General features: G+C 64.6%; 12 protein-coding genes. 10 read left to right on the top strand and 2 right to left on the bottom strand.

Translation table 11 applies throughout. The annotated features are described in order from the left end of the window. Positions 1 to 3 precede the first annotated feature (3 nt). From infC to NX778_RS03030, 8 genes are all read left to right on the top strand, one after another. Complete coding sequence (gene infC, locus NX778_RS02995) at positions 4 to 525, top strand: translation initiation factor IF-3 (protein ID WP_258811029.1); 522 nt, start codon at positions 4 to 6, stop codon at positions 523 to 525. Between the two features lie 285 nt (positions 526 to 810). Further along, positions 811 to 1008, top strand: coding sequence for a 50S ribosomal protein L35 (gene rpmI, locus NX778_RS03000; protein ID WP_026354218.1), 198 nt, complete (start codon positions 811 to 813; stop codon positions 1006 to 1008). 21 nt (positions 1009 to 1029) lie between these two features. Further along, complete coding sequence (rplT, locus tag NX778_RS03005; RefSeq protein ID WP_078031238.1) at positions 1030 to 1389, top strand: 50S ribosomal protein L20; 360 nt, start codon at positions 1030 to 1032, stop codon at positions 1387 to 1389. Between the two features lie 132 nt (positions 1390 to 1521). Next, a complete protein-coding gene (gene pheS / locus NX778_RS03010; RefSeq protein ID WP_258810193.1) occupies positions 1522 to 2538 on the top strand; it encodes a phenylalanine--tRNA ligase subunit alpha in 1017 nt (338 codons plus the stop codon). 16 nt (positions 2539 to 2554) lie between these two features. Continuing rightward, positions 2555 to 4981 (top strand): phenylalanine--tRNA ligase subunit beta, encoded by a 2427-nt coding sequence (gene pheT, locus NX778_RS03015; RefSeq protein WP_258810194.1) that lies wholly within the window; start codon positions 2555 to 2557, stop codon positions 4979 to 4981. Between the two features lie 109 nt (positions 4982 to 5090). Then, complete coding sequence (locus tag NX778_RS03020; protein ID WP_258810195.1) at positions 5091 to 5438, top strand: integration host factor subunit alpha; 348 nt, start codon at positions 5091 to 5093, stop codon at positions 5436 to 5438. Positions 5439 to 5446: 8 nt separating this feature from the next. Next, the gene (locus NX778_RS03025; protein ID WP_258810196.1) at positions 5447 to 5851 is read left to right on the top strand and encodes a MerR family transcriptional regulator; all 405 of its coding nucleotides are present in this window, start codon (positions 5447 to 5449) and stop codon (positions 5849 to 5851) included. A 149-nt stretch (positions 5852 to 6000) separates the two neighbouring features. Then, on the top strand, positions 6001 to 6633 hold the full coding sequence (locus tag NX778_RS03030) for a response regulator (protein WP_036228513.1): 633 nt from the start codon (positions 6001 to 6003) through the stop codon (positions 6631 to 6633). A 168-nt stretch (positions 6634 to 6801) separates the two neighbouring features. Here the strand turns inward: NX778_RS03030 and NX778_RS03035 are convergent, their stop codons facing one another. Then, positions 6802 to 7611, bottom strand: a complete 810-nt coding sequence (locus NX778_RS03035) for a Crp/Fnr family transcriptional regulator (protein WP_258810197.1) — start codon at positions 7609 to 7611, stop codon at positions 6802 to 6804. 256 nt (positions 7612 to 7867) lie between these two features. Here NX778_RS03035 and NX778_RS03040 point away from each other — a divergent pair, with 256 nt between their 5' ends. Beyond that, positions 7868 to 8533, top strand: coding sequence for a response regulator transcription factor (locus NX778_RS03040; RefSeq protein WP_258810198.1), 666 nt, complete (start codon positions 7868 to 7870; stop codon positions 8531 to 8533). Continuing rightward, a complete protein-coding gene (locus NX778_RS03045) occupies positions 8530 to 9831 on the top strand; it encodes a sensor histidine kinase (protein WP_258810199.1) in 1302 nt (433 codons plus the stop codon). Before NX778_RS03040 ends, NX778_RS03045 begins: the two co-directional genes overlap by 4 nt. A 246-nt stretch (positions 9832 to 10077) precedes the next feature. Here the strand turns inward: NX778_RS03045 and NX778_RS03050 are convergent, their stop codons facing one another. Continuing rightward, complete coding sequence (locus tag NX778_RS03050) at positions 10078 to 14109, bottom strand: pilus assembly protein (protein ID WP_258810200.1); 4032 nt, start codon at positions 14107 to 14109, stop codon at positions 10078 to 10080. Positions 14110 to 14123 lie beyond the last annotated feature (14 nt).

Here is a 14123-nt window from a genome sequence, read left to right on the forward strand (position 1 = left end):
AACATAGCTACTGACAAGCAGAATCGCATCAATGGCGAAATCACCTACCCGGAAATGCGTCTCAACGGGGTGAACAACGAGCCGCTGGGCATTGTGAGCCTGGCTGAAGCGTTTCGTCTGGCCGAAGAAGCGAACGTAGACCTGGTTGAGATCGCGCCGACCGCGGTTCCCCCGGTCTGCCGTCTGATGGACTATGGCAAGTTCAAGTACTCGGAGCAGAAGAAGGCGCACGAGGCCAAGCTGAAGCAAAAGGTCATCCAGGTCAAGGAAGTGAAATTCCGCCCTGGCACGGACGAAGGCGACTACTCCATCAAGCTGCGCAACCTGATCAAGTTCCTGGAAGAAGGGGACAAGACCAAGATCACGCTGCGCTTCCGTGGCCGCGAGATGGCGCACCAGGACATCGGCATGCGCATGCTGGAGCGCCTGCGTGGCGACCTGGAAGCGGTTGGCCAGGTGGAACAGTTCCCCAAGCTCGAAGGACGCCAGATGATCATGGTGGTTGCGCCGAAGAAGAAGAAATAAGTTTCGCGACAGTACGCCAGGGCCGGGCCCGGTTTGCAGGAGATCCTTGCAAGCCGGCCCGGCCTTGATTTTTTGTGGGTGGGTCCCGCTGCGCGGGGACGACGGTTGGGGCATATTCAAGCCCGTCATTCTGTGCTAGAATCCCCGATTCCTGTTTTTAGGAACAGGTTGTAGTGAACCTCGCGTTCGCTGCAAGACAAGTGAAAGCAGGCATCCAAGCGCAGCAAAGGGCTGCCACCTGCAATCCTGTCCGACATGGAGCTGCCCTTAACAGGCAGAACACTCATGCCAAAAATGAAAACCAAAAGCTCCGCGAAGAAGCGTTTTCGCGTGCGTCCGGGTGGTACCGTCAAGTCGGGTATGGCGTTCAAGCGTCACATCCTGACCAAGAAGACCACCAAAAACAAGCGCCAGCTGCGTGGCACCCGCAACATCAATGCGTCGGACGTGACGAGCGTCTACCGCATGATGCCGTCTGCTTAATCTCACACTAAAGGAGCTAATATGCCTCGAGTAAAACGTGGGGTTACTGCACGTGCCCGTCACAAGAAGGTTCTTGAGCTTGCCAAAGGCTATCGTGGCCGCCGCAGCAAGGTATTCCGTATTGCCAAGCAAGCAGTCATGCGTGCTGGCCAGTACGCTTACCGCGACCGCCGCAACAAGAAGCGCGTCTTCCGCGCCCTGTGGATCACCCGTATCAACGCGGCTTCGCGTTCGCACGGCATGACCTACAGCGCGTTCATGAACGGCCTGAAAAAGTCCGCGATTGAACTGGACCGTAAAGTGCTGGCCGACATGGCAGTGCACGACAAGCCGGCTTTCGCCGCGATTGTCAACACGGTCAAAGCAAAGCTCGCTGCCTAAGCGATCTGCGCATAGCATCATCAGCGCCGCCGGCGACGGCGGCGCGAAAAGAGCGGGGCAGAGGTGCGAACCTTGTGCCCCGTTTTTGATTGTGGCGCCTCCAAGCCACTGAAAAAACAGGAACAGAACACGATGAACTCGCTGGAAGAACTCGTCGCCGCGGCAGGGTCGGATTTCGCCGCCGCCGTGGACGCCGCCGCGCTGGAAAACGCCAAAGCGAAATACCTGGGCAAGACCGGCCAAATCACCGAGCAGATGAAGGGCCTGGGCAAGCTCGCTCCCGATGAGCGCAAGGCCCAGGGCGCCCTGATCAACGCCGCCAAGGAAAAAATCGAACAGGCCCTGACCGCGCGCCGCGATGCCATCGCCAATGCGCTGCTGGAAGCGCGCCTGAACGCCGAAGCGATCGACATCACCCTGCCGGGCCGCGGCCGCAGCAATGGTGGCATCCACCCCGTGATGCGCACCTGGGAGCGGGTCGAGGAAATCTTCCGCTCGATCGGCTTCGACGTCGCCGACGGTCCCGAGATCGAGACCGACTGGTACAACTTCACCGCGCTGAACAGCCCCGAGAACCATCCGGCCCGTTCGATGCAGGACACCTTCTACATCGAAGGCAACGACAGCACCGGCAAACCGCTGCTGCTGCGCACCCATACCAGCCCGATGCAGGTGCGTTACGCGCGCACGCACACGCCGCCGATCAAGGTGATCGCGCCGGGCCGCACCTACCGCGTCGACAGCGACGCCACCCACTCGCCGATGTTCCACCAGGTCGAAGGCCTGTGGATCGGCGAGAACATCAGCTTCGCCGACCTGAAAGGCGTGTACCTCAACTTCGTCAAGGCCTTCTTCGAGACCGACGACCTGCAGGTGCGCTTCCGTCCCTCGTACTTCCCGTTCACCGAACCTTCGGCCGAGATCGACATCGCGTTCGGCTCCGGCCCGCTGAAAGGGCGCTGGCTCGAAGTGTCCGGCTCCGGCCAGGTGCACCCGAGCGTGGTGCGCAACTTCGGCCTCGATCCGGAAAAATTCATCGGCTTCGCGTTCGGCTCCGGCCTTGAGCGCCTGACGATGCTGCGCTACGGCGTCAACGACCTGCGCCTGTTCTACGAAGGCGACCTGCGCTTCCTGAAGCAGTTCAACTAATACCACCGCCAAGACTATGCAATTCTCCGAAAAGTGGCTCCGTACCCTGGTCGATCCGAAGATGAATTCGGACGAACTGGCCCATCTGCTGACCATGTCCGGCCTCGAGGTCGAGGAAGTCGAGCCGGTGGTGCCGCCGTTTAGCAATGTGGTGGTGGCGCAGGTGCTGGAAGTGACCCGCCATCCGAACGCGGATCGCCTGAACGTGTGCAAGGTCGATGTCGGCACCGGCACCATGCTCAATATCGTCTGCGGCGCCCCCAATGTGCGCGCCGGGATGAAGGCGCCGTGCGCCATGGCCGGCGCGGTGCTGCCGCCCGGCGCGGACGGCAAGCCGTTCGAGATCAAGGTCGGCCAGCTGCGCGGCGTCGAGTCGCAGGGCATGATGTGCTCCGCGCGCGAGCTCAAGCTGTCCGAGGAAAGCGCCGGCCTGCTGGAGCTGCCGGAAGACGCGCCGGTCGGCACCAATATCCGCGACTACCTGCTGCTGAACGACCTGAAGTTCACCATCAAGCTGACCCCGAACCGCGCCGACGCGCTGTCGCTGCTGGGCGTGGCGCGCGAAGTGGCCGCGCTGACCGGTGCGCCGCTGTCGGTGCCCACCGCGCGCGAAGTGGCGGTGACGCTAGACGAAAAGCTGCCCGTGAAGATCAGCGCGCCGGACCTGTGCGGCCGTTTCAGCGGCCGCGTGATCCGTGGCCTGAACGCGCGCGCCGCGACGCCGGACTGGATCAAGCGCCGCATCGAGCGCAGCGGCCAGCGTTCGGTCTCCGCGCTGGTGGACATCTCCAACTACGTGATGCTGGAGCTGGGCCGTCCCTCGCACGTGTTCGACCTGGCCAAGATCCACGGCGGCCTCGATGTGCGCTGGGGCCGCAAGGGCGAATCGCTCAAGCTCCTGAACGGGAACACCGTCGACGTCGACGAGACCGTGGGCGTGATCGCCGACGACAAGGAAATCGAATCGCTGGCCGGCATCATGGGCGGCGACGCCACCGCCGTCACGCTGGACACCACCGACATCTACCTGGAAGCCGCATTCTGGTGGCCGGACGCGATCCGCGGCCGCGCGCGCCGCTACAACTTCTCGACCGATGCGGCGCACCGCTTCGAGCGCGGCGTGGACTACGCGACCACCGTCGAGCACATCGAGCGCATCACCGCGCTGATCCTGGAAGTGTGCGGCACCGCCGATACGAAGGTCGGTCCGGTCGACGACCACGTGGCCAAGCTGCCGCAGCCGAAGCCGGTGGCGATGCGCACCGCGCGCGCCTCGCAGGTGATCGGCATCCCCTTCACCGACGCCCAGGTGGCCGACATTTTCAATCGCCTGAACCTGCCGTTCACGCAAGCTGCGGGCGTGTTCCACGTGACCTCGCCCTCGTACCGCTTCGATATCGAGATCGAGGAAGACCTGATCGAGGAAGTGGCGCGCGTGTACGGCTTCGAGAACATCCCGGCGCTGCCGCCGGTGGCGGCCTCAAGCATGCTGGCCGAGCCCGAAGAACGCCGCTCGCTGTTCGCGATCCGCCACGAGCTGGCCGGCCTGGGTTACCAGGAAGTGGTCAACATGAGCTTCGTGGAGGAGGCGTGGGAGCGCGACTTCGCCGCCAACCTTGAACCGATCCGCCTGCAGAACCCGATCGCCAGCCAGATGAGCGTGATGCGCTCGACCCTGATCGGCAGCCTGGTGGCCAACCTGCGCTACAACGTCAACCGCAAGCAGGCGCGCGTGCGCCTGTTCGAGGTGGCCGGCGTGTACAAGCGCGACGCCCAAGTGCAGGACGGCCCGCTGTCCGTGGCCGGCTTCGAGCAGCGCAAGCACGTGGGCGGCATCGCCTACGGCCCGGCGCTGGACGAGCAGTGGTCGGTGCCGGCGCGCGCGGTCGACTTCTTCGACGTCAAGGCCGACCTGGAGGTCCTGTTCGCGCCGCGCGTGCTGCGTTTCGAGAAGACCGCGCATCCGGCCCTGCATCCGGGGCGCAGCGCCGTGGCATTGCTGGACGGCAAGCAAGTGGCCGTCATCGGCGAACTGCACCCGCGCTGGATGCAGCAATACGAGCTGCCGCAGGCGCCGGTGTTGTTCGAGATCGATGCCGCAGCCCTGCAGCAGCGCGTGGTGCCGCACTATGTCGAGATCTCCAAGTTCCCGGGCGCCACCCGCGACCTGGCACTTGTTGTGAAACAACAGGTTACAGTTCAGGATATTCTCGACTCCTTCTCTGCTGAGGTACAATCGAATCCGCTCGGACGGATCGTGCAAGCCGTTGTTTTATTTGACGAATATCGCGGCAAAGGTCTGGAAACCGACGAAAAAAGTCTTGCTTTCCGGATTAGCTTGCAAGATACTCAATCGACGCTGCAGGACGATGCTGTCGATGCAATCATCGCGGCGCTGGCCGAGGCGGCGAAACAAAAACACGGCGCGCGCTTGCGTGCATGAACCATGTCCGAAACACCGTTTGAACTGAAGGCAGGGCACTAAAATTAACAATAACGATCTCGATTCGGCCGTCCTCCAGGAAGCGCTGGCCGCGGACCTGCATCGTGCGATGCAGGTGGCGCGCTCGCGCAAGGAAGCCGAAAGTGCAATGCCGACCCTGACCAAGGCCGAGCTGGCCGAGCTGCTGTTCGAGCAGGTCGGCCTGAACAAGCGCGAAGCCAAGGACATGGTCGAAACCTTCTTCGACGAGATCCGCAACGCGCTCGAACGCGGCGAAGCGGTGAAGCTGTCCGGCTTCGGCAACTTCCAGCTGCGCGACAAGCCGCAGCGTCCGGGACGCAACCCGAAGACCGGCGAGGAAATCCCCATCACGGCGCGCCGCGTCGTCACCTTCCACGCGAGCCAGAAACTCAAGGGCATGGTCGAAGAGGCCGGTCCGGCCCCGCGTGCCGCCTGAACTGAACAATGAACGAGCGTCCGAGCAAGCTTGAGCCGTCCGCGCTGCCGCCGATTCCGGCCAAGCGCTATTTCACGATTGGCGAAGTCAGTGAGCTGTGCGGGGTCAAGCCGCACGTCCTGCGCTACTGGGAGCAGGAATTTACCCAACTAAAACCGGTCAAACGTCGTGGGAACCGCCGTTATTACCAGCACCACGAAGTGCTGCTGATCCGGCGTATCCGTGAGCTGCTGTACGAGCAGGGCTTCACCATCAGCGGCGCGCGCAACAAGCTCGACAGCCGCGGCGGCGAAACCGTCGCGGTGGCCGACTTCGTGGCCGACGAGCAGGCCCCCGGTCTCGACCCGGCGGCGCTGCGCACCGAGCTTCTTGCCATCCTCGACCTGCTCAAGCACGGTCCGCGCGCTGCCTGACTCAGGCATTCGTGCGCCTGTTGAAGCATTACGCCGGAGTGCTAGAATGTCACATGCGATTTTGCTGAATCAACGCAGTGACATTGGGCGTACGGTTCAGCCTTGGCTCTTTCCTGTGTCAGGAAACTTTAAGGCTTTTAGGGAAGACAATGATACGCGTTGCCATTTGTGACGACCACCAGATAGTACGAGCGGGTTTCAAGCAGATCTTTTCGTCCTCGGGCGAGTTCGAGGTGGTGGCCGAAGGCGCCACCGGGCGCGAAGCCCTGGACATCGCCCGTCGCGAAATCTGTGACGTCCTGCTGCTGGATATCGCCATGCCCGACCAGAGCGGCATCGACATCCTGCGCACCATCCGGCAAGGGCAACCCAATTTGCCCGTGCTGATCCTGTCCGGCTATCCGGCGCAGCAATACGCGCTCAACCTGTTCAAGATGGGCGCCAACGGTTACCTCAACAAGGAGTGCGACGCCGACGAGCTCAAGACGGCAGTGCGCACCGTGTACCAGGGGCGGCGCTATGTCAGCTCGCAAGTGGGCGAGCTCCTGGCGCAAAGCTTCGATCGCGATCCCAACACGGCCTTGCACACCGAGTTGTCGGACCGCGAGTTTCAGGTGTTCTTGCGGCTGGCCAAGGGGGCGACGGTGTCGGACATCGGCAATGCTTTGTCCCTGTCGATCAAGACCGTGTCGACCTACCGCACCCGGATCATGGAAAAGATGGGGCTGCAGTCGAACAGCGACCTGACGTATTACGCGATGAAGAACAATCTGCTCGATTGAGCGGTTGCGGTGCTGAAGAGAATGACGGCCGCGTTGCGGCCGTTTGCTTTTGTTAGCCCGAGTGCGTGGAGGCAGCGTTTTTTCTCGCCAGCACGTCGTGTCGGCGGTGGCTGAAAAAGAGAAAGCGCCCCGCAGGGCGCTCGCTTTTCATTCACTGTCGATGCGGGCTTAGCGCGCCACGTCCATCAGCAGGCGGTCATATTCGGATTTGGCCACCTTGTAGCATTCGCCCGCGTATTCTTCCAGCCCGGTGCGGTCCAGCACGGTGATGTTGCCGCGGCGGTATTGAATCAGGCCTTCTTCCTGCAGCTTGCCGGCGGCGGCGGTGATGCTTTCGCGGCGCACACCCAGCATGATCGAAATGAGTTCCTGCGTCACTTTCAGCTCGTTGCTCGGCGAGCGGTCCAGGCGGTCCAGCAGCCAGCGGCACAGCTTCTGCTCGATCGAGCTGTGGCGGCCGCCGACGGCGTTTTGCGCCATCTGGGCGAACAGGGCATTGGTGTAGCGCATCAGCAGCTGGGGCAGGGCGCCGCCGCGGTTGAAGGCGTCACGCAGGAACTGGGTTTTCAGGCGGTAACCGTAGCCGGCGCTTTGCACCACGGCGCTGCACATGGCGCGTTCGCCCATGAACAGCGACACGCCCACCACGCCTTCGTGGCCTACCACGGCGATCTCGGTGGTCGCACCATCTTCCATCACGTACAGCAGGGAAACGATGGCGGTGGTCGGGAAATACACATACTCCAGTTTGCTTCCATACTCGAACAGTTCCTTGCCGAAGGGCAGCGGGACCAGTTCCAGGTGCTCGAACAGGGTTTCCAGGTCTTGGCGCGGAAGTGCGGCCAACAGTTCGTTCTGTTGCGTACCGCTATAGCTGACAACCGGACGGGACGCAGTTTTCAGTTCCTGGCTGGTAGCGGGGATCTGGTTCAGCGACTGCGCTTTCAACGTGGCACCACCAAGTTGTACATTGTTCATTTTATGTCCTCGTAATCTTCTAGCTTTATGCATCGTTGCGGTCTGGGGCGCGCTTTGCCCGATCGCGATGTGTGTACATTAAGGCCATAGTCCGGTGCCGAACATAAGATTAGCAGTCGCACCAATGTAGGCTCTCAGCATAATGTTTTGTCAGTCCAGTCCTACTGGAGCAAGGGCTGTTTTTGGCCTGTTTTCTTAGGAACGAGCAATGAAATGCCGCATAATGGTGGACATCAAAGCAACTCAGCATTAGGCCATGCAGATCCTCCTGGTGGAAGACGACGCCGTCCTTGTCGACGGCCTGTGCCGTGTCCTGCAAGCCCAGGGCATGCAGGTCGAATTGGCCCATGACGGCCTGCGCGCGGATCAATTGCTGCATGCTGGCAACTTCGCGGTGGCCGTGCTCGACATCGGCCTGCCTGGCATCGATGGTTTCGAGGTCGTGCGCCGCCTGCGCGCCCGCGGCTCGGCCATGCCGGTGCTCCTGCTGACCGCGCGCGACGCCGTCGAGGACCGGGTCAAGGGGCTGGAGCTGGGCGCTGACGATTACCTGGTCAAGCCCTTCGCGACGCCCGAACTGGTGGCGCGCATCCGGGCGCTGGCGCGGCGCAACCAGCCGGCGCCGGCGGCGCTGGCGGCGGGCAAGCTCACCCTCGACCTGGCCGCGCGCCGCGCCCGCGTCGGCGAGCGCGTGCTCGAGCTGTCGGTGCGCGAATGGGCGGTGCTCGAATACTTGTTGCAGCACACGGGCCGGGTCGTTTCCAAACAGCAGATCGTGGACGCGATCCAGCCCTGGGGCGATGACCTGACGCTGAACGCGGTCGAGGTCTACGTGTCGCGCCTGCGCGCCAAGCTGGAAGATGCCGGCGTGGCGATCCGCACCATCCGCGGCTTCGGCTACCTGTTCGAAACGGCCGCATGAGCAGCATCCGGCTGCGCCTGCTCATTCGCCTGGTGGGCCCGCTGATGCTGGTCAACCTGGGCGCGGCGGCCCTGAGCTACCAGCTGGCATGGAAGCCGGCCCAGCGCGCCTTCGACCAATCGCTGTCGGAGGCGGCGCAAGCGCTGGCCTTACGCCCGGGGACGCTGCCGGCCGCCGCCAGCGATGGCATCGACCAGACCTGGTACGCCTTGCGTGATTCCAATGGCGCGCTGCTGGCCGGCACGGGCGACCTGCCGCTGGCTGGCCGTCCGGGCAGCGTCAGCGATGCCATGATGCGCGGCGAAGCGGTACGGGTGGCCATCGCCCAAGCAGCGGGCTCGTCCGGACCGGTGCGCATCGGCGTCGCCCGCACCGTGCGCGCCCGCACCCAGGTGCGCGACGCCATCGTGCGGACCATGGTGGCGCTGGAAGTGGTGGTGAGCCTCGCGCTGGCCGGCGTGGTGTGGTTGTCCGTCACCAACGGGCTGGCGCCGCTGGCGCGCCTGCGCAGCCGCCTGGATGGCCGCGAGAGCGGCGAACTGGAGCCGCTCGACGAGCACGGCTTGCCGGATGAACTGGCGCCGGTGGTGGTCGCCTTCAACGACCTGCTCGGCCGCGCCGCCGCCGGCGCCCGTGCCCAGCAGGAATTCCAGGCCAATGTGGCGCACCAGCTGCGCACCCCGCTGGCCGGGCTCAAGCTGCAGCTGGAATGGCTGGCCGAACATCACAAGGACGATGCCGAATCGCGCGCCTCGCTCGACCTGATGCTGCGCGCCAACGAGCGCCTGATCCGCGAAGTCAACCAGCTGCTCGCGCTGGCCCGTGCCGAGCCCAGCCATTTCGAGACGGCGCGGCTGGAGGCGCTGGACCTGTCGGCACTGGTGGCGGACGCCGTGCAGGCCCTGGTCGACCAGGCCGTGGCGCGCGGCATCGACCTCGGCTTCGCGCTGACGACGGCGCCGGTGCGCGGCGACCGTTTCCTGCTGCGCGACCTGCTCGACAACATGGTCGACAACGCGCTGCGCTACACGCCGGAGGGCGGCAGCGTCACGGTGCGGGTGGGCATGATGGACGGGGCAGCGCGGCTGGTGGTGGAGGATACCGGGCCGGGTATTCCGCCGGCCCAGCGGGCCAGGGTATTCCAGCGATTCGTGCGGCTGGACGAGCGCACCACCGGCAGTGGACTGGGGCTGGCCATCGTGCGCGACATCGCGCAGTTGCACGGCGCCCAGGTCGAGCTGGGCAACGGCCCGGAAGGGCGCGGCGCCGTGTTCACAGTGCGTTTTCCTTCAGCCTAAAATAAATCCCACCCGGGGTCAGGTCGTCCAAAGAATCAAGAGTGCGGAAGAGTCATTACACGACCACAATTTTGATCGATTGGACGACCTGACCCCGGCTAACTGATCCAATAGACGGAACGTCGTTCCCGCGCAGGTCGGAACCCGATTTTCCATGCGTGCCACTTAGCTAAAACGCAACGGCGGGCGTGAGAAATGGGGTTCCCGCTTCCGCGGGAACGACGTTCAAGGTTATCTTGCGCGTGCTTACTCGCCCGAGGTGTAGCGATACGTCCGCTTACGCTTCGAACTGATCTTCGGGCGGTGTTTCTGCGGGCCGATCGCCGAACTGCTTCCGGCCGCGGTCCCGTCGTCGCCGCCTTTCTGGATCGCGCCGATAATCACCGACACCGCCTTGCCGCCGATCGGCACGCTGTTGGCCATCACCGGCGACGGCGGCAGGCCGCCGCCAACGAAGACCGACGAACGCTGGCCGCCGCAGGTGCCGGCCGCGTTGATCGCGCCCGAACCATTGAGCAGGTTGACCCAGTAACCGCGCGCCTCGCCCAGCGCGGTGCTGCAGGATGCCGTGTCCGGCGGGATCGGCCGGTTGGTGCTGAAGGTGGCCATGCCGCTGGCGATCAGCGCCGTGGTCACCACCTGCTCGCCCTGGCCGTACTGGTTCAGGTCCATGAACCAGCCCTTCTTGGCCGAATTCGGCAGCACCGGCGTGGTCGAGCAGCTATTGGTGCTGGTCAGGTTGTCCATGGTGTCCAGGTCATAGGCGGCGGTGCTGGCCGGCGCCGCCAGGTCGTCCTTGTACACGTAGAAGCGGTTGGTCACGTTCGCATACGGGTATTGCGACTGCAGCGGATGCTCGCGGTCGCCGCTGCCCAGCGCCAGGTAGACCTTGCCGGCGGCCGGCAGCAGGGCCGGCGCGAACAGGAACTTGCGCCCGCCGCCGCTGGTGAAGGCCACCTTGCGCATGGTCCAGCCAGTGCTCGGCCGCGACGCGCCATTGCTGCTGTCGATGAAGTCCACCCGGTAGATGCTGCCACCGGTGTCCACCGCATACAGGTAGTCGGGCATGCCGTCGTTGTCGATGTCGACCATCGCCACGTCGGCCGCCAACGCGCGGTCGGTGGCGAAACTACGGATCACGGTGCCGGTGTTGGCGTCGAGGATGTAGATCTGGTTCCCCTTGCCGCCGCTGCACGACGGCGCGGCGGTGTTGGCATCCTCGCAGCGGTCGTAGCCGCCGCCGAACGCAACCGCCGGGCCGCTGGTATAGCCCTTGATCTTGGCCACGCTCGGCGTCGACCAGGTCTGGCCGATGCCGGACATGCCGGCGGTGCAGTCGGTGTCCGCGTTCAGGTCGCCGCAGCCGGCGCGCCACTTGTAGACCGGCGTGTCGGGATGGGTGATGTCGATCGCGTACACGCGGCGGCCGCCGCGGCGCATGCTGGCGTAGATCCAGACCTGGGAGTTGTCGGCGTTCTGGTACAGGCCGACCGAGCCGTCGAAGAAGTAGTCCTTCGGCGTCGGCGTCGGCGTGATCGAGGTGCTCAGGTTCGGGTAGTTGACCAGCGGCGAGTTGTCCTTCAGGCGCGACAGGCGGCTGAAGAACTCCGGCGCCACGAAGGACCAGCTTTCGACGCCGGTGGCGGCGCTGACCGCGTGCAGGGCGCCGTCGTTGGAGCCGTAGTACACCCGCACGCCGGTGGTGCCGCCGTAGTTGACCGGCAGCGGACGCGAGTGGATCACGTCGCCGTGGATCGACGGCCGCGTGGTGGCCAGCGAGGCCGGGTCGGTACTGTTCTTTTCGTTGTTGACGTCGGCGCCCTGGATGAAGCTCACCAGGCTGGCGTCGAGGCCGCTGTTGGCGGTATTGAAGGTGGCGAGCACGCCATTGGCCAGCGTCAGCATATTGCGGCTGACGGCATTGGTCGCGGTGCCGGTGGTGTTGCCGTTCCTGACGACCTCGGCGGCGCCGCCTTTTTCCACCTGCGGGCCGTCCGGCGCGTCCGAGTACTTGTTGGTGCTCGCCGTCTTGCAGTCGCTGGCGGGGTCGGGGTCGATGCCCAGTCCGCTCCAGTAGCTGCCGCTGTCGCTGGTCCAGTAGCTGGCAGCGCATGGTGTGATGAAGCCGGTCTGCGGGTTGATCGCCAGGGCGCCATTGCTGTCGCCGAGGTCGACACCGGCGCCGGAGGCCACCAACTGGTAGCGCTTCAGGTTGCCGAACCAGCGCGGGCGCGCCTTCGGATCCGGGCGGAACATGCCGATGAACACCTGGTTCTCGTTCTGGGCGCGGTTGGTGGCGTTGACCGGGAGGCTGGTCGACGCGAAACTGGTGTTGACGGCCTGGATCTCGACGATGATCTGCTTGAGCGCATCCAGGATCGCATTCTCGTTCTTGGCGGCGAAGTACTTGCCGCCGCCGGCCTTGGCCATGCTCATCAGCAGCGCGGTCTGGACCGGGTTCTGTTGCTTGTTGTAGACGTCGATGGTGTAGGTGACCACCGACGGCTTGATGCTGGAGCCGGCCACCGGCACGCCCTGGTCGTGCAGCAGGCGCGCCCATTCGTCGGCGTTGCGCGGGCCGGTGTCGAGGCTGGTGGTGCCGGTCGGCGTGTCGACCAGTTCGATGTTGACGCCATCGATCTTGTACGCGCTGGTGCCGGCCGGGCAGGAAGCCACGGTCGACGAAGTCGGCGTGTTGCCGTAGGTGCAGCTGATGTTGCTGCCGGTGCACGATGCCGCGTAGTCTCCGGTGCTGCTGGCCGGCGCGCTGGCGTAGCACTGCGAGGTCATGCCGAGCGGCGTGGTGCTGGTGTAGGCCGGGGTGGTGGTGCTGTTGACCGTGGTCGGGGTGATGGTCTGGGTCACCGTGTACTGGCGCTTGGCGGTCGCGGTCTGGATGATGTTGACCTTGCGCTGGTCCTTGCCGGTACAGCCGCCGGCGTTATTGGCCCAGGTGCCGGAATACGTGCAGGTGCTGTTGGATGGGCAGGCCAGGCCGCCGAAGTCGCTGGTGGTGGCCGGGTCCCAGTAGCCGCTGCTGGTGCCGACCCCGGCGTAGCAGGCATTCGAGCTAGTGCTGGGCGACGTGCTCTGGGTCGCGTTGCCGATCGGCGCGCCGATGCTGTAGCTGCAGCTGTAGGTGGTGGTGGCGGTGTTGTTGCCGCTGGTCGTGGTGGTGGTGGCCGGGCAGGTCAGGCTGCCATGGTCGCTGGCCGGCACGCTGCTCGCGCTGGCGTAGTAGCCGGTGGTGGCGACGGAGGGGGGGCTGGTCGGGGTGCCCTGCACCGGCACGCCCGGCGAGGTGGTGGCCGGATGGTAGACTGACTGGATCACGGTGTAGGCCCGGGTGCCGGCCGGGCAGGCGATCGGGTTGATGTTGGCGGTCTGGTCGCCGATCAGGCAGTCCTGGGTGTAGGCCGAGCACTGGGTCGCGAAGTTCGGGATCTCCGCCGCCGCCGCGGTCGGGTTGGCGTAGCACGCCGTCGTGGTCGCCACATTGGTGCGGGTGGTGGTGTTCTGGACCGTGAAGTTCGGCAGGCCGAGCTGGGTGACCGGGATCAGGGCGCCGCTCGCCGTGCGGTTGTTGGTCAGCGTGTTCAGGCGCGAGGTGTTGTCGGCGGTGTCCTTTTCCGGCCCGTTCGAATCGGTATTGCCGATGAAGATCACGAAGCTCTTGCCGCAGGTGCTGTCCGACGTCAGCGGCGAACGGAAGGTCGAGTAGTTGGTCGTGTAGCCGGCGCTGTCGGCCAGGCTGGCCGGCGTCGCGCTGGGCGAAAACGCGTTGGCGCCGGCGAAGTAGTTGTACACGTCATTCATCAGGTCGCCGTAGGGCGTGTTCGAGCTGCGCTTCTCTGGATCGTCCGGCTTGGACGATGTGACGTGGTCGAAGATGGTGCTGAGCTTGGTCGAAAAGGAGGCCTTGTAGGCGGTCGTCAGCGGCTGCACCGCCGAGCGGATGAAGCCGCCGGTGTCGTTGGCGTTGCCGCCGGTGACGAATTCCATCAGGCCCATGCTGACCGTGGTGTCCAGCGTCGGCAGCAGGCTCTGGATCGCGCGCGCTTCCGACTGGCCCTGCTGCAGGCCGCCCGGCCACTGCTGGCTCTGGCGCGACCAGTTCGAGGTATTGTCGAGCACGATCAGGATGCGCGGGTTGGACGAGGTGCCGCCCGAGGTCCCGGTGAAGATGTCGATGTCGTCCGCCGCCGCCACAAGCGGCCTGGAGATCAGGCAGCTGCACAGGGCGTAGGCGAGGCAGGTGGTGAAGGCGCTGCGTTTCATGGCGTCCCTGTTTC

The organism is Massilia terrae, from assembly GCF_024753145.1.
Lineage (GTDB): Bacteria > Pseudomonadota > Gammaproteobacteria > Burkholderiales > Burkholderiaceae_D > Telluria > Telluria terrae.